Origin of the sequence: Rhodoferax sp., assembly GCF_025354435.1 — a bacterium.
GTDB lineage: Bacteria > Pseudomonadota > Gammaproteobacteria > Burkholderiales > Burkholderiaceae_C > Rhodoferax_B.
In genome coordinates this window covers 45514-66335 of record NZ_JANXMU010000002.1, presented here as the reverse complement: position 1 = coordinate 66335, position 20822 = coordinate 45514, and the positions used below count along the sequence as shown (strand labels likewise).

Annotated in this window: 16 protein-coding genes; 10 read left to right on the top strand and 6 right to left on the bottom strand. The window is 63.4% G+C overall.

Features of this window, described 5'->3' with window-relative positions; genetic code table 11:
- Position 1: 1 nt before the first annotated feature.
- Positions 2 to 616 (top strand): FMN-dependent NADH-azoreductase, encoded by a 615-nt coding sequence (locus Q0T48_RS00505; RefSeq protein ID WP_295950855.1) that lies wholly within the window; start codon positions 2 to 4, stop codon positions 614 to 616.
- On the opposite strand, the gene Q0T48_RS00500 is transcribed toward Q0T48_RS00505, so the two are convergent.
- A complete protein-coding gene (locus tag Q0T48_RS00500) occupies positions 613 to 1554 on the bottom strand; it encodes a histone deacetylase (RefSeq protein ID WP_295950852.1) in 942 nt (313 codons plus the stop codon). The two genes, Q0T48_RS00505 and Q0T48_RS00500, sit on opposite strands and share 4 nt — an antisense overlap.
- A gap of 195 nt (positions 1555 to 1749) precedes the next feature.
- Here Q0T48_RS00500 and Q0T48_RS00495 point away from each other — a divergent pair, with 195 nt between their 5' ends.
- A complete protein-coding gene (locus Q0T48_RS00495; RefSeq protein ID WP_295950848.1) occupies positions 1750 to 2304 on the top strand; it encodes a phasin family protein in 555 nt (184 codons plus the stop codon).
- A gap of 205 nt (positions 2305 to 2509) precedes the next feature.
- Here the strand turns inward: Q0T48_RS00495 and Q0T48_RS00490 are convergent, their stop codons facing one another.
- Positions 2510 to 3430 (bottom strand): patatin-like phospholipase family protein, encoded by a 921-nt coding sequence (locus tag Q0T48_RS00490; RefSeq protein WP_295950846.1) that lies wholly within the window; start codon positions 3428 to 3430, stop codon positions 2510 to 2512.
- Positions 3431 to 3666: 236 nt separating this feature from the next.
- On the opposite strand from Q0T48_RS00490, the gene Q0T48_RS00485 reads away from it, so the two are divergent.
- Both Q0T48_RS00485 and Q0T48_RS00480 read left to right on the top strand, forming a co-directional pair.
- Positions 3667 to 4041 (top strand): hypothetical protein, encoded by a 375-nt coding sequence (locus Q0T48_RS00485; RefSeq protein WP_295950843.1) that lies wholly within the window; start codon positions 3667 to 3669, stop codon positions 4039 to 4041.
- Positions 4042 to 4115: 74 nt separating this feature from the next.
- Positions 4116 to 4883 carry a carbon-nitrogen hydrolase family protein gene (locus tag Q0T48_RS00480; RefSeq protein ID WP_295950840.1) on the top strand — a complete coding sequence of 256 codons (768 nt, stop codon included), beginning with the start codon at positions 4116 to 4118 and terminating at the stop codon, positions 4881 to 4883.
- 64 nt (positions 4884 to 4947) lie between these two features.
- Here Q0T48_RS00480 and Q0T48_RS00475 read toward each other — a convergent pair whose 3' ends face one another.
- The gene (locus tag Q0T48_RS00475) at positions 4948 to 5553 is read right to left on the bottom strand and encodes a response regulator (protein ID WP_295950838.1); all 606 of its coding nucleotides are present in this window, start codon (positions 5551 to 5553) and stop codon (positions 4948 to 4950) included.
- 307 nt (positions 5554 to 5860) lie between these two features.
- Between Q0T48_RS00475 and Q0T48_RS00470 the strand changes: the two genes are divergently transcribed.
- Entirely contained in the window at positions 5861 to 7318 is a 1458-nt protein-coding gene (locus tag Q0T48_RS00470; protein ID WP_295950834.1) for a TldD/PmbA family protein, read from the top strand.
- Positions 7318 to 8640: a metallopeptidase TldD-related protein gene (locus Q0T48_RS00465; RefSeq protein WP_295950831.1), complete on the top strand. Its 1323-nt coding sequence runs from the start codon at positions 7318 to 7320 to the stop codon at positions 8638 to 8640. Before Q0T48_RS00470 ends, Q0T48_RS00465 begins: the two co-directional genes overlap by 1 nt.
- Before the next feature lie 45 nt (positions 8641 to 8685).
- On the opposite strand, the gene Q0T48_RS00460 is transcribed toward Q0T48_RS00465, so the two are convergent.
- Together Q0T48_RS00460 and Q0T48_RS00455 are read right to left on the bottom strand one after the other, a co-directional pair.
- The gene (locus Q0T48_RS00460; RefSeq protein ID WP_295950828.1) at positions 8686 to 9195 is read right to left on the bottom strand and encodes a PEP-CTERM sorting domain-containing protein; all 510 of its coding nucleotides are present in this window, start codon (positions 9193 to 9195) and stop codon (positions 8686 to 8688) included.
- A gap of 200 nt (positions 9196 to 9395) precedes the next feature.
- The gene (locus tag Q0T48_RS00455; RefSeq protein ID WP_295950825.1) at positions 9396 to 12188 is read right to left on the bottom strand and encodes an AbfB domain-containing protein; all 2793 of its coding nucleotides are present in this window, start codon (positions 12186 to 12188) and stop codon (positions 9396 to 9398) included.
- Between the two features lie 394 nt (positions 12189 to 12582).
- Here Q0T48_RS00455 and Q0T48_RS00450 point away from each other — a divergent pair, with 394 nt between their 5' ends.
- Positions 12583 to 13245 (top strand): hypothetical protein, encoded by a 663-nt coding sequence (locus Q0T48_RS00450; protein ID WP_295950822.1) that lies wholly within the window; start codon positions 12583 to 12585, stop codon positions 13243 to 13245.
- Between the two features lie 160 nt (positions 13246 to 13405).
- On the opposite strand, the gene Q0T48_RS00445 is transcribed toward Q0T48_RS00450, so the two are convergent.
- Complete coding sequence (locus tag Q0T48_RS00445; protein ID WP_295950820.1) at positions 13406 to 15643, bottom strand: NADP-dependent isocitrate dehydrogenase; 2238 nt, start codon at positions 15641 to 15643, stop codon at positions 13406 to 13408.
- 333 nt (positions 15644 to 15976) lie between these two features.
- On the opposite strand from Q0T48_RS00445, the gene Q0T48_RS00440 reads away from it, so the two are divergent.
- The 3 genes from Q0T48_RS00440 to Q0T48_RS00430 are packed head-to-tail and all read left to right on the top strand — an operon-like array spanning position 15977 to position 20787.
- Entirely contained in the window at positions 15977 to 18514 is a 2538-nt protein-coding gene (locus Q0T48_RS00440; protein WP_295950816.1) for a hypothetical protein, read from the top strand.
- Between the two features lie 4 nt (positions 18515 to 18518).
- Positions 18519 to 20342, top strand: a complete 1824-nt coding sequence (locus Q0T48_RS00435; protein ID WP_295950814.1) for a GMC oxidoreductase — start codon at positions 18519 to 18521, stop codon at positions 20340 to 20342.
- Positions 20343 to 20355: 13 nt separating this feature from the next.
- Complete coding sequence (locus Q0T48_RS00430) at positions 20356 to 20787, top strand: hypothetical protein (protein WP_295950812.1); 432 nt, start codon at positions 20356 to 20358, stop codon at positions 20785 to 20787.
- The last annotated feature ends 35 nt before the right edge of the window (positions 20788 to 20822 follow it).

Genomic DNA, 20822 nt, shown 5'->3' with positions numbered 1-20822 from the left:
CATGAAACTGCTCCACATCGACTCCAGCATCCTGGGCTCCAACTCCGTTACCCGCAGCCTCACCGCCCAAATCACGGCGCAGTGGCAAGCCAGCCACCCTGGCACCACGGTTGAGCACCTCGACCTTGCCGTGGCTACGCCCAGCCACCTGTCCACCGAATCCCTGGGTTTTCGCATGCCGCCCACGGACGCTACCCTGACCCCGGCACAACGCGCTGAAAACGCCATTTCCGAGCAACTGGTGCTGCAATTCCTGGCTGCCGATGTCATAGTCATCGGTGCACCGCTGTACAACTTCACCATCCCCACCCAACTCAAGGCCTGGATTGACCGCATCTGCCAAGTGGGCCGCACGTTCAGCTACACCGCGACCGGCCCCGTCGGCCTGGCCGGTGGCAAGACCGTGATCGTGGCCCTGGGCCGCGGCGGTGTGTATTCCGCCTCCCAAGGTGGCCGCGCCATGGAACACCAAGAAACCTACCTCAGTGTGGTGTTCGGCTTTCTGGGCGTAACCGATGTGCGCTTTGTACGCGCCGAAGGTGTGGCTATGGGCCCCGATGCCAAAGCGGCTGCCTTGGCTTCGGCCGAGAAGGAAATTGCAGCCCTGGCTGCTTAATTTGCGCTAGCCCGCCACCGGCGGGCGTATTCCAACGCGACGCTGTAGGTGTTGATCTGCACCTGCACTGTCTCTTCAATGCGCACCCCATAGCCGCCTGCCATGGCAAACGCCAGCGGCACGCGGCGCTGCCAGGCCCAGTCGAGGACCCGGCGGTCGCGGGCCTGCAAGCCGTCAAACGTGAGCTTGAGGCGACCCAGCCGGTCCCCCTCGAACGGGTCGGCTCCGGCCAGGTAGATCACCAGCCCCGGCGCAAAGCGCTGCGCCAGGTGGTCCAGCGCCATCTCCAATGCTTCCATGTACGCGTCGTCGCCACAGCCATCGGGTAGCGGCACGTCCAGATCGCTGGCCTCTTTGCGGAACGGAAAGTTCTTTTCGCCGTGCAGCGACAAGGTGAACACGCTCGTATCATTTTGAAAAATGTGTGCCGTTCCGTTACCTTGGTGCACGTCCAGATCGACCACCGCGACCTGCAAGGGCTGGCGGTGCAAGCGTCCCCACTCGGCCTGTGCCACCCGTGCCGCCACCGCCGCATCGTTAAAAACACAGAAGCCGCCGCCCTTGTCGGCGCTCGCGTGGTGGGTGCCACCGGCCATGTTGGCGGCAATGCCGTGCCCGGCCAGCGCATCGCGTACAGCGGCCACCGTGGCCCCGGCAGACCGGCGCGAGCGCTCCACCATGGCCTCACTCCACGGAAAGCCGATTTCCCGCATGGCTGCGGGCTGGAGCTGCTGGATGCTGCCGTCGGCAATGGCCCGGATATAGGCCGGATGGTGGGCCAGCGCCAACTCGCCGTCGCTGGCACGCGGGGCGGGTTGCATCTGCACACCGGGCAATTCCACCGCCACCCGGTCGCGCAGCATGTGGTACTTGGCCATTGGGAAACGGTGGCCATCGGGCAGGGGCAGGACAAAGTGGTCTGAGTAATATGCGCGCATCGGAAATGTGACTTGGGGATGAATTAGCCCGGCGATAGAGTCGAATCCCTAAAATGGTGCAGTGCAACAAACGCCTATTGCAAGCTGGAATGGACGGCCTATAATTTATTCCATGCTGCACTGCAACATAACCGGTAACGGATCAAGGTCAGCGCAGATAGTAAACTTTTCTTTTTTTAAACTGGAGATATTGACATGATGACTGCTGAACAACTCTTGGCCTCGCACAAAGCTACCGTTGAAACCCTGTTTGGTCTGACCACCAAGGCTTTCGAAGGCGTGGAAAAGCTGGTTGAACTGAACCTGACCGCTTCCAAGGCTGCTTTGACCGAAGCATCGAGCCACTCGCAAGCCGTTCTGAGCGTGAAAGACGCACAAGAACTGTTGGCTCTGCAAGCCAGCCTGCTGCAGCCTTTGGCTGAAAAGACCGCTGCTTACAGCCGTCACCTGTATGACATCGCCCAGGGCACCAGCTCTGAGTTCACCAAGGCTGTCGAAGGCCAATCCGCAGAAGCGCAAAAGAAGATTGCTGGCCTGATCGAATCCGCCACCAAGAATGCACCTGCTGGTTCCGAGTCCGCTGTGGCCGTGATGAAGAGCGCCGTGTCCGCTGCCAACAACGCTTTTGAATCCGTTCAAAAGGCTGTGAAGCAAGCTTCCGACGCTGCCGAAGCCAACTTCAAGGCTGTGGCTGCCCAAGCCGTGACCGCTGCTGGCACCACCGCCGCTGCTGCCACCAAGAAGCGTTAATTTCTGCGGGTCTGCCAGCAGACCCTGCAAGACAATCTCAGGGAACCCCGGTTCCCGCCAGTTGTCTCCTCGGGTTCTTTCGACGCCATCAGGCTCAGGAATCCTTCAAGGCCCCGTCCGAAATGACGGGGCTTTTTTTCGTCTGAACGCTATATAAATAATAGCCATCAACCCAATCAGAATATACGCTAGAGGCCAATTTTATTCAAACATGGCTCTTGGCCAGCATGGCTGCACGTAACGCGGGTAGCGCCTGCAGCATCGCCGCCCGGCCCGCCTCGATGGCCCTGCGGCGGCTGCCGAAGTCAGCGCTTTTCATGCCCAGCAGCACCGGGCGCACCACCACGTCGGCATCGCGCAGCTCATAGGTGTTGATGCTTTTGCCCATGATGGCAAAGGTTTGCAGCAGGATTTGCAGCGTGCCATCGGCCGGGTTGCCCTCCGGCGCGCTGGAGATGTCGACGGCGATCACCAGCTCGGCCCCCATTTGCCGGGCGAAGCGCACCGGCACGGGCGACACCAGGCCGCCGTCCACATACTCGTGCCCGGCAATCCGCACCGGCTGGAACACGGCGGGCACCGCGCTGGAGGCCCGCACGGCGGTGCCGGTGTCGCCGCGCTGGAACAACACCGCCTCGCCGCTGTTCAGGTCGGTAGCCACCACGCCCAGGGGCAGCGGCATCAGTTCGATCGGGCGGTTCGCCACCTGGGCGTTGACGTAGCGGGCCAGCGCGTCGCCGCGCAGCACGCCGCGGCTGAAGATGGGCAGGGTCCAATCGGTGAACGCGGCCTCTTCCATGGTGTCGGCCACCTGCTGCATCTGCGCGCCGGTCTTGCCGCTGGCATACAACGATGCCACCAAGCTACCTGCCGAGGTGCCCACCACCAGATCGGGGCGGATGCCTGCCTCTTCCAGCACCTGCACCACACCCACGTGCGCAAAGCCCCGCGCCGCACCGCCGCCCAGTGCCAGACCGATGCGCGGCAAGCGTTTGACGGCGGGTGGGTTGGTGGCAGGCGGCGGGTTCAGCTCGATCGGTGCGGTAGTGCAGCCTGCCAGTACCGCAGCCAGCAGGCCGATGGCCACGCTGCGCCGACCAAGAGCGTGCAAAGAGAAAAATGTCATAGGGGAACACGCCTGGGTATTTACTACTATAAATATAGCTGCAAGTCTTTACAGATAATGCGCTAGATGCCTATTTTATGCACAAAACAAAGGCCTTAGGCTCTGCGCTAAACTGCCAAAAAACTCAGGGCAATGCCACCGAAAAACGCCTGCCCCACACGGCCACCGCCGGGGCGACCCGGGTGCTGCGGGGCCGCTGACAGGCCACGTTCTACCGATACTGAAAGGACCACCCCATGCAAGGCCAGCTGGAATTTCACGACTCCGAAGTCCGCAGTATCGCGCTGCACGGCGACGCGCTCACCCTCGCCTTCTCCGCCGCCTTTGTGCAGGCCGACGGCGCAGGCGCGGGCTACGTGCAGACGCTGGAACTCGGCTGCACCGGGGCCTGCGTGGACGGCCCGCTGGCCGACGGTGTGGGCCGCCTCTCAAGCGGCAAGCTGTGGGTGGAGGGTGTGGCCCTGCCTGCCCTGCCGTTCCCGTACACCGCGCCCGGCCCGGTTCAGGTGGAGCTGCAGTTTTCCAACGGCACCCGGCTGGCCATCCGCGCCGCCACGCTGGAATGCCGGTTCACCGGCGATCCCACATTTGTCGAGTCGTTCGCCTGCTGAAACTCAAAATTTATAATAAATAGGCCGCTAGCGCATATAAAACCTACGCTAGTAGCTATTAATACAATAGCAAAATGCATTCCCTCCGCATTGCCGCTGCCCAGTCCATTTCGGTCCCAGGCGACATCTCCGCCAATGTGCGCATCCACACGCAGTTCATCGCGGCAGCGCAGCATGCCGGGGTGGACTTGCTGGTCTTCCCCGAGCTGTCGCTCAGCGGCTATGAGCCCGCGCTGCTGCCCGGCTGCGTGCTGCACCCCGGTGACGCGCGGCTCACGCCCCTGCAAAACCTGGCGCGCCAGGCCCGTATGGCCATCGTGGTCGGCGCGCCCATCGCCGCCCCGGATGCGCTGCGGCCCTACATTGGCGCCATCAGCTTCTTCCCCGACGGCAGCCACAGCGTGTACTGCAAAAAGCACCTGCATGCCAGCGAAGAAAGCTTCGCCACACCCGGCGACCCGGCGGGCGACAACCACTTTGCCGTGCACGGCACACCACTGGCCCTGGCCATCTGCGCCGATGCCATGCACGCGCCCCACGCCGAGCGGGCCGCCGCGGCGGGCGCATCGCTGTACATCGCCAGTTCGGTGGTGTCCGTCGGTGGCTACGCCGCCGAAGTCGCCCAGCTCCGCCAGCACACCCGCCAGTTCGGCATGGGCGTGCTGATGGCCAACCAGGGCGGCACCACCGGCGGCTATGTCTGTGCAGGCCAAAGTGGCTTTTGGGCACCGGGCGGTGACTTGGTGGTGGCGGCACCCGGCACCGGGCCGGTGCTGGTGGTGGCGGAATATGGTGCGCAGGGCTGGAGCGGTGCGGTGCATGCGGTAGCACTGCCACCCTAATCCCCTAATCGCCCACAAAAAAAGCCGCAGCGATGCGGCTTTTGGGGGGATGGCAAGAGGCTGCTCAGGCTGCCGTTTTTTGCCGCATCTGCACCAGGGTGGCCACGCGCTTGAGCAGTTCGCGGTCGTTCCAGGGTTTCTTGAAGATGCCGTACAGGCCCTGGCAGTCGTGCACGCGGGCCTGCATTTCGTCGTGACCGGTGATGGCGACGATGGGCATGTCTTCGGTGTCCATATTGCCCTGCACGGCGGCAATCAGCTCGAAACCGTTCATGTTGGGCATTTCCAGGTCGGTGATCAGTACCGAGAAGCTGCCGGTGGCCAGCACCTCCAGCGCCTGGGCACCGTCATTGGCCAACGCAACGGTGTAGCCAGCGCCCTCCAGCAGCTTGCGCAGTTTGGCGCGGGCCACGGCCGAGTCGTCCACCACCAGCAGATCTTTGTGCGCCAGGCCCGATGGTTCGGGCACCACCATGGGTGCCTGCACGGTGGGGGCCACGGGCACCGCCGCCAGCACGGCGCGTGGCTGCGTGGCGACAAAGGCCGAAGCCGTCCCCAGCGTGTCGTCGTGCTTGCCCAGGCCGCGCAGCAGCATGTACAAACCCACCATGGCGAGTCCGATGGCAAAGGGCAGCAAATAGAGCTGAAAGAGGTCTAAAAAAGAGTTCATCGCAGTGTGTCCGGTTCGTGCCCGCTCTGGCGGCCGCAGAGTTGGCAGTTGTGTCGTCAAGGCTTGCCCACCTGGTAAGACACCACACCGTGCGTCGTACCAGCAGTCAGGGATTATGCGATTTTTGTGCCCGCTAATCGGTCACATCGCGTAACAGGTTTTCAGAGGCCCTACCCGGGACTTGGCTACAGGGTGCCGCCAAAGTCTATTCTGGCTGTAGCATGGGTGGCACATTTTCAGAATTTATAAACAATTGGCTTCTAGCGCATATACCACCTACGCTAGTAGCTATTTATTCCATAGCACCATGCCCCGCATCGCCGCCCTTGCACAATCCGCCGCCCCCACCGGGCTGGACTTCTGGTCCGCCCGTTTCGTCACCGAATCCGCCGAGCGCCTGACCGTGCGCAACGACGTGGCCGAAGCCCCCAGCCGCGAGCGCGATACCGGGGTGATGGTCTGCGTGCAGCACGGCGGCGGCCAGGGCTTTGCCGCCACCAGCGATGTGTCTGACCACGGCCTGCGCCAGGCCTTTGCCCAGGCCCAGTCTTTGGCCGCCGCCAGCGCCGCACACAGCGTGTTCGATTTCCGCGATGCACCCCGGCCCAGCGCGACCGGCAGCTTCACATCCTCCAACCAGCGCCCGGTGGCCCAGACCACGCTGGCCGAGCGCTTCGACCTGCTCAAGGAGGTGTGCGCCAGCGCCAACATCGGCGCGGAGATCGTGGACCGCAGCGCCGCCCTGTGGACCACCCACACCGAGCAAACACTGGTGACCAGCGACGGCGGCCACATGGCGCAGAGCTGGGACTTTGTGGTGCCCAACATCACCGCCGTGGCCAGTGCCAACAACGACACGCAAACCCGCACCTCGGCCGGCCAGTACAACGGCTTTTGCCAGCAGGGCGGCCTGGAGGTGCTGGACCGCGCAGGCTTCGCCCAGGACGGCCCACGCGTGGCCCGCGAGGCCCTGGAGTTGGCACGCGCCGCCAACTGCCCCACCGGCGTAATGGACGTGCTGCTGATGCCCGACCAGATGATGCTGCAGATCCACGAAAGCATCGGCCACCCGCTGGAGCTGGACCGCATCCTGGGCGACGAGCGCAACTTTGCGGGCACCAGCTTTGTGACGCTGGACATGTTTGGCCACTACGCCTACGGCAGCCCGCTGCTCAACGTGAGCTTCGCACCCGACCAGGCGCATGAATTTGCCGGTTTCGCGTTTGACGACGACGGCACCGAAGCCCAGCAGGCCTGGATCATCCGCCACGGCATCCTGCAGCGCCCGCTGGGCGGCAGCCTGTCACAGGCCCGGGTACAAGCCCTGGCACCGGGCATGGGCGGCGTGGCCACCACCCGCGCGTGCAACTGGAACCGCGCGCCCATCGACCGCATGAGCAACCTCAACATCGCGCCCGGCGACAGCAGCCTGGCGCAGATGGTTGCCAGCATGGACTACGGCATCGTGCTGCGCACCAACGCGTCGTGGAGCATCGACGATTCACGCAACAAGTTCCAGTTTGGCTGCGAATGGGGCCAGATGGTGCGCCACGGCCAGCTGGCCGAAATCGTCAAACGGCCCAACTACCGCGGCATTTCCGCCGGGTTCTGGCGCTCATTGGCCATGGTGGGCGATGCATCCACCTTCCAGGTCATGGGCACGCCCTACTGCGGCAAAGGCGAACCCAACCAGGTGATCCGCGTGGGCCATGCTTCGCCCGCCTGCCTGTTCAAGGGCGTGTCGGTGTTTGGCGGAGCCGCATGATGCCAAGCTACTTCCAACACCTTGCCGCCGCCGTCTGCACGCCCGTGGCCGGGGCCGACCGCGTCACGCTGTACTTCACCGCAGAAGCCTCCGACTTCATCCGCTTCAACCACGCCCAGGTGCGCCAGGCCACCCACGTGGACCAGCGCTACGGCACCGTCAGCGTGGTGACGGGCCACAAGCGCGCCTCCAGCAGCATCAGCCTGGGCGGCGACCTAGCCACCGACACCGCAGCCCTGCTGGCCGAGCGTGCGGCCTTATTGGAGCAGTTGCCCTTGGTGCCTGACGATGCCTACCTACTGCTACCCGACGCAGTGGTAGACACCGCGCGCAGCGCCAGCGGCACCTTGCCCACGCCGCAGCAACTGATCGCCGCCGTGGCCGAACACGCCACCGGCACCGACCTGGTGGGTTTCTACGCCGGTGGCAGCGTGCTGCGCGCCTTTGCCGACAGCCGCGGCCAGCGCAACTGGCACAGCGTGGAAAGCTTCCATTTCGACTGGTGCCTGTACCGCGAGAAGGACCAAGCCGTGAAATGCAGCTACGCGGGCACCGACTGGCAAACCCCGGAATTCGCCCGCCGCGTGGCCGAGGCCCGCACCCGCCTGGCCCTGCTGGCGCTGCCCCCTAAAGCCCTGGCCCCTGGTGCCTACCGCGTCTACTTCAGCCCCGTGGCCGTGGCCGAGCTGCTAGGCACCCTGGCCTGGGGCGGCTTTGGCTTGAAAGATTTGAAAACCGGCACCTCCACCCTGCTGCTAGCCCACCAGGGCAAAGCCGCCCTCAGCCTCCTCGTCAGCCTGACAGAGGCTACCGCAGACGGCATCGCCCCGCGCTTCCAGCCCGACGGCTTCACCAAGCCCGACGCAGTGCCCCTAGTGCGCGCAGGCCAGGTGGAAGCAAGCTTGACAGCCCCGCGCAGCGCGGTGGAATACGGCGTGCCCACCAACGGCAGCGGTGAAGGCGAAAGCCCCGAATCCCTGTCCATGGCCCCCGGCACCCTGCCCGAGGCCGAAGTGCTCAAAACCCTGGGCACGGGGGTGTTCATCAGCAACCTGCACTACCTCAACTACAGCGACCGCCAAGCCTGCCGCATGACCGGCATGACCCGCTTCGCCTGCTTCTGGGTGGAAGACGGCCAGATCGTTGCCCCGATCGCGGTGATGCGGTTTGACGATTCGTTTTTACGCATGTTTGGGCCGGGCCTGGTGGCGCTGACGGATGTGGCCGAGCTGGTGCCTGCAGATGGCACGTACGGCGCAAGGCAGTTGCAGAGCGTGAGCGCGCCGGGGGCCATCGTGGATGGCTTTGCGCTGACGCTATAGCGCGCCCTATGTACCAAGGCGCGCTAGGACTTATTCAGCGTAGCCTCAAGACTTCTTTTTGCGCACCATCGGCAGCAGCGCTAGCGCCAGGCCCAGCAGCACCACGCTGCTGGGCTCGGGCACGTTGTGCAGCGAGAAGCTGGGCGCATCGGAGAACAGTACGTCACTGCCCTCGGCAAAGCTAAAACTATACGAAGCCAGCATCCAGTCCTGGCCGTTGTTCACCACCGAGCAGCTACCCGCAACGCAGGAATTGCCAAACAAGAAATCCTCCAGCGCACCGGAAGCATCGAAGCTGAGGTAGCCCGCACCGACGTTTGCTGCGGTGTAGGCCACACCGCCCCAGTTGAAACCGAAGTCCGTCAACAGGCCGGTCGCATCGATGCTTTGCGAGGGCAGCACACTGCTGGAATCAAAGGTAAAAAAACCATTCACCGTCGAGCCGCTGAGCGCGCCCGCGGTCACATTGGCGCTGAAGTCGTAGCTGACAGGCGTAGCCTGGGCTCCCCAAGAGGCCCCCCACAATACGGCGGCCGCGATCCACATTTTCTGCATGTTGTCTCCTTTGTTATAAATTCAATAATTATTAGTCATAGAAAATGCCATTTGGCATAACTATTATTACTTATAAAAAAGGCATGCAAACCCGGTTGCCCCTCTAGGTAGGGCTGCATGCCTATGCCTTGAAATGGCCCCGCCCGGTGGGGAGCGAGGCCTTCTCAATCACCTCCTGGGTGGAGGGTGTCAGCCCCGGCTCAGGGAGCCCAGGCGCCGTCGATGGACCACCGGCTATCTTGCAGGTAGCCGCTCGCCGTGTTCCATGCCGCACCGCCACGGCCATCGGCGATCCAGACTTCCGAGTCGTAATGGCGCAGGTAGCAGTCCGGGTATTTCAGTGCCGAGAAGCGCACACCGCCTACCGTGCTGGCCTGGGCGCAGAAGGTGGCATCGTCCCGGAACAGGTCGGTGCCATTCGGCGGATCCCGGTGGATGCGGGAGTCGGCATGGCGCAGGTATTCCCCCGGGAAGTTCTTCGACTCGAACGAGTAGCAGCTGGCATCCGACAGGCCGGCAACGATCTTCCAGGTGGCATCGAGCTTGAGCACGTTCGGGCTGTTGGCATCCACCACGGCGGTGTTGGCCACGCCATTGATGTGCCGGATGAAGCGGTTGTCGAAGCCGGGGGTCAGTACGCGCACCGAACGCATCTCACCCAGCGGCAGCAACACACTGCTGTGCCACAAACCGGTTTCTGCCGCCCAGGACGCATCGGCACGGAAGCTACTGGTGTCTTGCAGCGGATCCAGCCAGACCTCTGAGTTGGCGTGGCGGATGTAGCGGCCCGGCAGGTTCTTCGACTCCAGCGAGATGGTGCCGCCGCCGTCCAGGCCCTTTTTGGCGCAGAAGGTCGCGTCTTGTCCGAATTGGCTGCTGTTGTCGTTCAGGTCCAGCCGCAGACGCGCGTTGAAGTGCCGCAGGTATTTGCCCGGCTCGTTGATAGCCTCAAACGAGAGGCAGCTGGCATCAGCCAAACCGGGCATCACCTTCCACGATGCGTCCTTCTTAAGCAACTCGGGGCTGCTGGCGTTCGCCTGCGTCGTCACGCCCAAGCCATTGTCGTGGCGCAGGTAGCGGTCGGTGACGGTAGGCGTGACGGTGCGGAACGAATACGGAGCCCCCAGGCGCAGGTACGGATCCCCGTTGATCAAGGCCAGGTTGGCAGCACGAACGGCAGCGAAGTCCACCTTTTTGACCTGGCGGTCGTAGGTCAGGAAGCCGTTCATCTCGTCTTCCACGTCGGTGATTTCGGTGTACACCGCGCCACTCAAACCTTTGGAGCCTTGCAGCTCGCGCAGGGAATTGACCTGGCTGGTGTAGACCTGCGTCAGCGCCGCAGAATCCGGGTAGTTGATGTAGCAGCAGGTGGAATCAGGGTTCCACACGTGGCCCTCAATACGCAGCCCATTGCCGCCGAATTCACCCAGCATGGCCGGGCGGTTGGGCTGGTAGGCGGGGGCCACAGGGCCCGGGTAGTCGTGCGTGTCGATCAGGTCACCCGCACCCGAGTCGCCAGGTGCCCAGTTGATGCCCGAGTGCGTGTTGACCAGGCGGCTGGGGTCCCAGGCCTTGAAGGTATTGGCCATGCGCACCATGTCGAAGTCGCCCCAACTTTCATTGAAGATCACCCAGGTGACGACGGCGGGCGAGGAACGGTGTTCATCGACAATCTCGCGGTCTTCGGCCTCTACCCGTGCGCGCACGGCGGCGTTATCGTCCACATCCCAGGCGTTGGGCATGTCCTGCCAGACCATCAGGCCCAGCTTGTCGGCCCAGTAAAACCAACGCTGTGGCTCCACCTTGATGTGCTTGCGCACCATGTTGAAGCCCAGGTCTTTGCTGGCCTGCAGATCAAACTTCAGCGCGTCGTCGGTAGGCGCGGTGTACAGGCCATCGGGCCAGAAGCCCTGGTCCAGCGGTCCGTACTGGAACACAAATTTGCCGTTCAGCAGCGGCCGCGGCACGCCACCCACCGTGCCCACGGTGATCGACCGCATGCCGAAATAGCTGCCCACTTCGTCAACCACGATGCCGCCGTTGCGCAGGCGTACCTTCAGGTCGTACAAAAATGGATCATCGGGCGACCACAGACGCGCGTTCGGGATCGGAATGGTGAATTCCACACCGGTACGGCCAGCCGCGACGGCCAAGGTGGTGCCGTTCGACGAAGCAATGGCTTCGACGGTCTGGTTGGTCAGGCCATCTCCCCGCACGATGACGCGCAAGCGGCCCGCCACCACATCGGGTGTCATGTCCAGCCGGGTGATGTGCGGTGCCGCCACAGGCTCCAGCCATACGGTTTGCCAGATACCAGAGCTGGGCGTGTAGAAGATGCCGCCGGGGTTGTTGGTTTGCTTGCCCAGCATGTCGTCGCCCGTAGTGGGATCGAAGGCACCCACCACCAGCTCATTGCTGCCAGCACGCAGGTAGGGCGTGATGTCAAACGCAAAAGCGTCGTAACCACCCGAGTGCTGGCCAACCTGCTGGCCGTTCACGTACACGGTGGCTTTGCGGTCGACGGCACCGAAGTTCAGCTTCACATGCTTGCCGCTCCAGCCTGCGGGAATCTCAAAACTGCGCTTGTACCAAAGGTTGCGCTCGTTCATACGCTGGATGCCGGACAGATACGACTCTACCGGGTAAGGCACCAGCACCTGCTCGGGACTGGCCGGAAAAGACGGTGCCGTGGAGGGTGGGTTTTCGGCACTGGGCGCGGCATTGCCGCCGTTGTAGCTCCATTTGCCGTTGAGGTTGATCCAGTCCGCACGGGTGAGTTGTGGGCGGGGATATTCGGGTAGCGGAATCGCGGCCTGCAAGGCGATGTTGGTCCACGGTGTGGTCAATCGCGGCGCGACCACCGCGGCTTTGGCGCTGGCGGTGATGGGCTGGTCTTTTTCAGTCAGTGCGGCCGGGGAGTCGGATCCGCCGCCACAGCCCGCCAGGATCAGCGGGACCAGCACAGTGGCCAACAGAAGCTTGGTTTGTCTCATAGTTTTTTGTTTTTGGTTGTCGTTAAGGAACACGATGTACCGGCGCTAGGCCCGCACGTCGACATGCTCGTGTAGGTGGTAAATCAACGCATAGGCAGCCTCCAGAGAGTTGTGTGGCAGAGCGAGGGCGACAAGGGGATGGGCGACTTCAGCGCACCGCCAGCAGGCATGCGGTTCAGACGAATATGAATTTCTACGCCCCGCTACAGATAGATTTTTTCTTATTATTACTAATAATTAGTAATTGTAAAGAGGGGCTATAAAAAATTTACGTATCTATTCGTGCATGGACCACCGCCATGGAGGACCTGGACAATTTCTGGGGAGAGTGAGGCTGCGCGACGGCGCACTGGACAGCGCAAAATAGACCGCAAGTTCCACCCTCAGCCACCCCATGTTCGCCTTCCTCAAAAAACTCCTCCGCACCACGCCAGCGCCCGGGAACACGCTGGCAGCTTCCCCCAGCCAGCGCATGGATCTGGAAGAGCGCAAGGCGTACCGCAAGGAGTGCCTGTACCAATCGATCCGGGAGACGTTTTTGTCGATGGAGGTGGTCTCCAACATGTACCGCTTCAAGGTGATGCCAGTGGACGAGCGGCACCACCGCTTCATTGCCATGGTGGATGTGGCGAAGTCGTTTGTGGCGGGGGCCCAGGCGCGGACCAAGAGCTTTTACGCCATGGAAGAGAGCATGCGCACGGCTGCCTACCAGCGCTACGGGGTGGTGATCGATGGCATTTACTGGCGGGTGAGCGAAACCGAGGAGCCGTTTGAGCGCTCCGCCCGGTCCAGCGACACAGCCCGACCTGGTGGCTCGGTGGTCGCGGCGCAACGCGCACCGGTCACCCCGGCCAAAGCCGGAGCCCCCGCGGCCACCCCGCTGGCACGCCACCGCTACCCCGCCGTGTCCGCCGAAGAGCGCGCCGCCTTCATGGCCGCCCTGCAGCGCGGCAAGGCACCGCCGCTGGTGCGTGTGGGTGAGCAGGAATACCTGTCGGACCTGATGCCGCTGGAGGGCGGGGGCAAGACGGGCGGCACGCAGTACGGAAAGTTGTAGCCCCCCAGGAGCCAGGTTCTCGCGCCACGCAGACCAAAAAAATGGCCGCTCCCCGTACAGGGAGCAGCCATTTTTTAAATTAAGCATGAAATAAGCCTCTTGCGCTTACTCCATCTACACAAGCAGCTACTTTTTACATAGCAACCTGCACCACAGCAGCTTAGGCACTGAAGGCTTGCAAAGCCGCGTTCAGCGTGGCGCTGGGGCGCATCACGGCTTCGGTCTTGGCAGCGTCGGGCAGGTAGTAGCCGCCGATGTCGGCGGGCTGGCCTTGCACGGCCTTGAGTTCGGCAACGATTTGCGCTTCGCCTGCGGCCAGGGATTTGGCCAGGGGGGCGAAGTAGGCTTGCAGCTCTTTGTCTTCGGTCTGGGCGGCCAAGGCCTGGGCCCAGTACAGGGCCAAATAGAAGTGGCTGCCACGGTTGTCGAGCTCGCCGGTGCGGCTGGACGGGCCTTTGTTGGTGTCCAGCAGTTGGCCGGTGGCGGCATCCAGGGTTTTGGCCAGCAGCTTGGCTTTGGCGTTGCCGGTTTTGATACCCAAATCTTCCAGCGACACGGCCAGGGCCAGGAACTCGCCCAGCGAATCCCAGCGCAGGTGGTTTTCTTCCACCAGCTGTTGCACGTGCTTGGGCGCAGAGCCACCGGCACCCGTTTCGTACATGCCGCCACCGGCCATCAGAGGCACGATGGACAGCATCTTGGCGCTGGTGCCGAGTTCCATGATGGGGAACAGGTCGGTGAGGTAGTCGCGCAGGATGTTGCCGGTGGCGCTGATGGTGTCCTGGCCGCGGATGACGCGCTCCAGGGTGTAGCGCATGGCGCGCACCTGGCTCATGATCTGGATGTCCAGGCCGGTGGTGTCGTGCTCGTGCATGTACATCTTCACCTTGGTGATCAGCTGCGCTTCGTGCGGGCGGTAGGCATCGAGCCAGAACACCACGGGCATGCCCGAGTTGCGCGCGCGGCTGACGGCCAGCTTGACCCAGTCGCGGATGGCGGCATCTTTCACCTGGCACATGCGCCAGATGTCACCGGCTTCGACGTTCTGGCTCAGCAGCACTTCGCCGGTGGCGAGGTCGGTGATGTTGGCCACGCCGTCTTCGGTGATCTCAAAAGTCTTGTCGTGCGAACCGTATTCTTCGGCCTGCTGGGCCATCAGGCCCACGTTGGGCACCGTGCCCATGGTCTTGGGGTCGAACGCGCCGTGCCATTTACAGAAGTTGATGATTTCCTGGTAGATGCGGGCGAAGGTGGACTCGGGCATCACGGCCTTCACGTCCTTCAGGCGGCCATCGGCACCCCACATCTTGCCGCCGCTGCGGATCATGGCGGGCATGGAGGCGTCCACGATCACGTCGTTGGGCGAGTGGAAGTTGGTGATGCCCTTGGCCGAATCGACCATGGCCAGCTCGGGGCGGGTGGCGTGGCAGGCGTGCAGGTCTTTCAGCACTTCTTCACGCTTGGCCGTGGGCAGCGTGGCAACCTTCTCGTACAGGTTGGCCATACCGTTGTTGACGTTGACACCCAGCTCGTCAAACAGCGCGCCATGCTTGGCAAAGGCTTCGCGGTAGAAAATCTTCACGCAGTGGCCGAAAACGATGGGGTGCGACACCTTCATCATAGTGGCCTTGACGTGCAGCGAGAACATCACGCCGGTCTTGTGCGCGTCTTCGATTTCTTTCTCGTAGAACTCGACCAGCGCTTTTTTGCTCATGAACATGCTGTCGATGACTTCACGGTCCAGCAGCGACACCTTGGGCTTGAGGACGACGGTTTTGCCACTCTTGGTGAGCAGTTCCATCTTCACGTCGCGGGCGCGGTCCAGGGTGATGGACTTTTCGCCGTGGTAAAAGTCGCCATGGTGCATGTGCGAGACGTGCGAGCGCGATGCCTGGCTCCACTCGGCCATGCTGTGCGGGTTCTTGCGGGCGTATTCCTTGACGGCCTTGGGCGCACGGCGGTCGGAGTTGCCTTCGCGCAGCACGGGGTTGACGGCGCTGCCGGTGCACTTGCTGTAGCGGGCGCGGATGGCCTTGTCTTCGTCGGTCTTCGGGTCTTCGGGGAAGTCTGGCAGGGCGTAGCCCTTGGATTGCAGTTCCTTGATGCAATTGATCAACTGGCCCACCGAGGCGCTGATGTTGGGCAGCTTGATGATATTGGTGTCGGGCAGCAGGGTCAGGCGGCCCAGCTCGACCAGGGTGGCGGGCACTTTTTGCGCGTCGCTCAGGAACTCAGGAAACTCGGCCAGCACGCGGGCAGCAACCGAGATGTCGGCGCTGACAACATCGATGCCTGCCTGGCTGGTGAAAGCCTTGACGATGGGCAGCAGCGAATGGGTCGCCAGCATGGGCGCTTCGTCCGTGAGCGTGTAGATGATTTTTGATTTTCCGGCAGCCATGGATGAACCTCTCAGGGATTGGATAAATGGGTGTGGCAACTTAGCGCGACTGTCTGCGAGTCTACTTTATGCATTGCGCAGCTAACCCTATGCCTAAGCAGTAAGCGGGCCAACTCCGCCTAAAAATATAAACGAAATTGCTCTCTAGCGCATATTCAGCTTGCACTAACAGCTATAACTTAAATAGCACACCACAAAACCGTCTGCCGCCGTATTTATCCCCTCTTTGATGGATGCCCCCAAAGCACCACGGGCCTAGACTAGATCGCCTTCTCCGGCCCTTTACACCGGGCTCCAAAAGGCGCAATGTTGGCCTGCAACCGGGGGAACGCTATGGCACACACGCTCAAGCCCACCACACCACGCTGGGCCCTGCAGCACACTGCACGCGGGGCAGCGCTGTTCCTGGGCTGCCTGCTGCTGACAGGCCTGTCCACCAGCGCCCAGGCCCCCGAAGCGGGCAAGGTGCTGGACGAAGCCAAACAGGCGGGGCGTGACGGCAGCAGCTTCACCCACGCGGCAGAGGACTATTTCCACGACATGGACGGTGCCCTGGCATTGACCCCGCAAGAGGTGGCCGGACGCAATATGTGGCTGGTCTGGAGCGGCGGCAACGACCGCATGTGGGACAAGCTGACCCGCGACACCTTTGGCGCGTTCGACCTGCTGAAAATCATCAGCTCCCACCCCAGCCAGGGCTATTCGCGGGCCAACCGCTGGGAGTACCTGGGCCTGGTCAACGAACCCTGCTTTGACAAGGCCACCGGCCCCGACCCCGCCCACCAAGGCCTGTGGCTGGATGCACGCGGCAAGGGCTGCGCCCCCGACCCTTTTGAAAACGCCCGCAAATACCCCGGCGTGGCACTGGGCGCACGGGGCACCACCCTGCCCACCGGCTCGTTCTACGGTGAAGCCACCGGCATCATGGGTCTGCGCCTGTTCCCCAACCCAGCCTTCGATGCCAAAGCCGCCCAGGAATGGGATGCCGAGCGTTACTACACCGACGAAAAATACTACAACCGGCAAGACCTGGTGCGCCCGTACCGCGTCGGCATGTCCTGCGGGTTTTGCCACGTCGGCCCCAGCCCGGTGAACCCGCCGCAGGACCCCAACGCCCCCGCGTTCGCCAACCTCAGCTCCTCGGTGGGCGCGCAGTACATGTGGGTAGACCGGCTGTTCATCCACAACGCCAACAAGCCCGAGGGCCAGCGCAACTACATGTACCAGCTGGCCCACAGCTTCCGGCCGGGGGCGATGGACACCTCGCTGATTTCCACCGACAGCATCAACAACCCGCGCACCATGAACGCGGTGTACAGCTTTGCCGAGCGCATGGCCCAGGGCAAACAGCTCTGGCACGAGCCGCTGAACGGCGGCGAGCGCGACAACAAACAGTTCAACGGCTTCATCACCAGCGGCCCGCTGACCGAGTTCTATGACCCCGCCACCCACATCGCCCGCGTGCCCCATGTGCTCAAAGACGGCTCCGACTCGGTCGGCCTGCTGGGCGCGCTGAACCGGGTGTACCTGAACATCGGCCTGTTCAGCGAGGAATGGATGCTGCACTTCAACCCGGTGGTGGGCGGTAAGGCCATCACGCCCATCCCCATCGCCACGGCGCAAAAGAACTCCGGCTACTGGCAGGCCACCGAGGCGGGCACGCCCAACACCGCCCTGTTCTTCCTCAAGGCCGCCCAACCCGATTACCTGCAAAACGCGCCCGGCGGCGCTGCCTACCTGCAAGCCGACACCGCCACGCTGGACCACGGCAAACAGGTATTTGCCGACACCTGTGCCCGCTGCCATTCCAGCAAAACCCCCACGCCCCCGCCCGAGCTGGGCCTGGAGCCGCAGCAGTGCGCAGGCGGCGGCTACCTGGGCTGCTTCAAGGCCTACTGGGGCTGGACCCAGACGGACGGCTACAAAAAGCTGATGCGCCAGATCGTGCAGGCCCCTGACTTTTTAAAGGGCAACTACCTGTCTACCGAGGCGCGCATCCCCGCCACCCTGCTGCGCACCAACGTCTGCAGCCCGCTAGCCACCAATGCGCTGGCCGGCAATATCTGGGACAACTTTTCGTCCACCGCCTACAAGCAGTTACCCAGCGTGGGCACCGTTACCCTGAGCGACCCGTTCACCGGGTCCAACGTGCCCTACGCCATGCCAGCAGGCGGGCGCGGCTACACCCGCGTGCCGTCGCTGATCAGCCTGTGGTCCACCGCGCCGTATTTGCTGAACAACACCGTGGGGCCGTTCAACGGCGACCCGTCGGTGGCCGGGCGCATGCAGGTGTTTGATGCGTCGATCAACCAGATGCTGTGGCCCGAACAGCGGGTCCACGACAGCATCCTGGGCAGCAAAGTACCCGGCACCATCGACCGCACCGACCAGCGCAGCGAAATCATCGTGCCCGCCGGTTTTGTGCCCGAGGTGCTGCAGCCCTTGCGCAGCTGGCTGCACCGCTGGTTTCCGTCGCTGGGGGGCGACATCACGCTGGGCCCCATCCCCCAGGGCATGCCGGTCAGCCTGATCTCCAACCTCAAACTCCAGGCAGAGAGCGACAAGTTCAGTGACAAAGCCGCCCATGCACGCGATGTGGGCGAGGTGCTCGTCAAGCTGCAGGCCGACCTGCTCACCGCACCCAAAGATGCCACCGACCCGCAGCTGCGTGAGAAGTTTGCCAACCTGCGCGCACCGCTGATGCGCCTGAGCAAATGCCCCGACTTCGTGGTCAACCGCGGCCACTACTTCGGCACGGCAGAGTTCAACCAGCAAGAAGGCCTGAGCGCCGACGAAAAAGCCTTTGGCACCGAACCCGTGCTGAGCGACGACGACAAGCGCGCGCTGATCGCCTTCCTCAAAACCTTTTAACTCCATGCCCATTTCTGAAGGCCAACCATGGGACACCATCATCGTGGGAACGGGCGCAGGCGGTGGCACCCTGGCCGCCCGGCTGGTAGAGGCGGGCCAGCGCGTCTGTGTGCTGGAAGCGGGTGGCGACCCGCGGCTGGAGAAAAGCCCGCGCCTGCCCGACGACTACGACGTACCCGGCTTCCACGCCTTTGCCTGTGAGAACGAAGCCATGGCCTGGAACTTCCAAGTGCGCCACTACGCCGACGAGGCCCGGCAGGCGCGCGACCCCAAATACAGCGCTGCCCGCCAGGGCGTGCTGTACCCGCGCGCCGCCGGGCTGGGCGGCTGCACCGCGCACAACGCCATGGTCTTCATGCGCCCGCACGACTCCGACTGGAACCACATCGCCGACCTCACCGGCGATGCCAGCTGGCGCGCCACCCACATGCAGCGCTACTTTGCCCGGCTGGAGTCCTGCCAGTACCGCCCCATTTGGCGCGCCCTGCAGCGCCTGGGCCTGGACCCCAGCGGCCACGGCTGGCACGGCTGGCTGCACACCGAGCGCTCGGTACCGCCCGAAGCCCTGGAAGACGCACAGCTGGTGGACCTGCTGGCCCGCACCGCGCACAACTTCACCCACAGCCTGCCCACCCCGCTGCGCAGCCTGTTGCGCTGGCTGCGGGTGCGCGGCGACCCCAACGCCCGGCCCTGGGGTGGTGACAGCTTTGAGGGCCTGTGTTACACGCCGATGAGCACCGCCCGGCACAGCCGCATGGGGGCACGCGAGCGCCTGCTGCAAGTGCGCGAAAAACACCCCGACCGCCTGCACATCGAGCTGCACGCCCTGGCCACCCGCGTGCTGTTCAATGCCGAGGGTGCGGCCTGCGGGGTCGAATACCGCAAAGGCCAGCGCCTGTACCGTGCCCATCCCGCGCCCAGTGCGGCAGCGGGTATCACCCGGCAGGTGCAGGCTGGCCGGGAAGTGGTTCTGTGCGGCGGCAGCTTCAACACCCCGCAGCTGCTAATGCTCTCTGGCATCGGCCCCGCTTCCACGCTGCGCGCCCACGGTATTCCGGTGCGGATAGACCTGCCAGGCGTGGGCCGCAACCTGCAAGACCGCTACGAGGTCGCCCTCACCCACCGCATGCGCCAGCCCTGGCTGGGGCTACAAGAGGCGCGGTTTGAACGCGGCGACCCGGTGTGGGAGCGCTGGAAGAACGCGCGCTCGGGCATGTACGCCGCCAGCGGAGCCATGCTGGGCCTGATCGAAAAGTCCAGCCCGAACCTGCCCGAGCCCGACATCTTCTGCATGGCCCTGCCCGCCCAGTTTGAAGGCTACGCGCCGGGCTTCTCGGAGCAGATCCGCCAACATGCCGACAGCCTGACCTGGGCCATCCTGAAGGCCCACACGCTGAACCGAGCCGGCACGGTCACGCTGCGCTCAGCCGACCCGCTGGACACCCCGCTGGTCAACTTCCGTTATTTTGAAGAAGGCAGCGACGCAGCAGGCACCGACCTGCAGGCCGTGGTGCAGGCCATCCGCGCCGTGCGCCGCCTCACCGCCCCGTTACTGGCCAGTGGCCTGATCGCCGAAGAATGCACACCCGGCTCCAGCGTGCAAAGCGATGCCGAACTGGCCGACTACGTGCGCAACACCGCCTGGGGCCACCACGCCTGTGGCTCTTGCGCCATCGGCGAGGTCCTCGACAGCGCCTTCCGCGTCCACGGCACGCGTGGCCTGCGGGTGGTAGACGCATCGGTGTTCCCGCGCATCCCCGGCTTCTTCATCGCCGCCGCCGTCTACATGGTGGGTGAGAAGGCAGCGGATGCAATTCTTCAGACCTAACCAGGAGAAAACCATGGCCTACGATGTACCGCAACTGCTGGCAATGAGCCAAACCGAGCTGGACGACCTGTTCCGCGCCAGCCCGGCAGGCGATATCCCCGATGGCGGGGCCGAGGGCACGGCCATCATCGCGCCCGGTACCAAATACACCCAGAGCATCGCGTCCATCATCAACCACTTCGGCTGGCAGGGCAAAGTGTTCGATGCGCAAAAGGGCTTTCTCAAAAACAAGGTGCTGCCCTTCGGCATCGAGGCCGTGGTGGCCCGTGTGTACAAGGATGCCAGCTGGCTGGACGGCAAGGAATGCATCGTATTGGACTATTCCGACACCTCGGTGCTGGCCCACTACATCCGCGACGAAATCCGCCTGATTGGCCCCGGCTTCTACCTGGGCAAGGTGTACTGGGGCAAAGAGCGGCTGATCGACTTCTGTTTGCAGTTCTAGCCACGCTACAGTTTTTAACTAACATTTTAATAGCT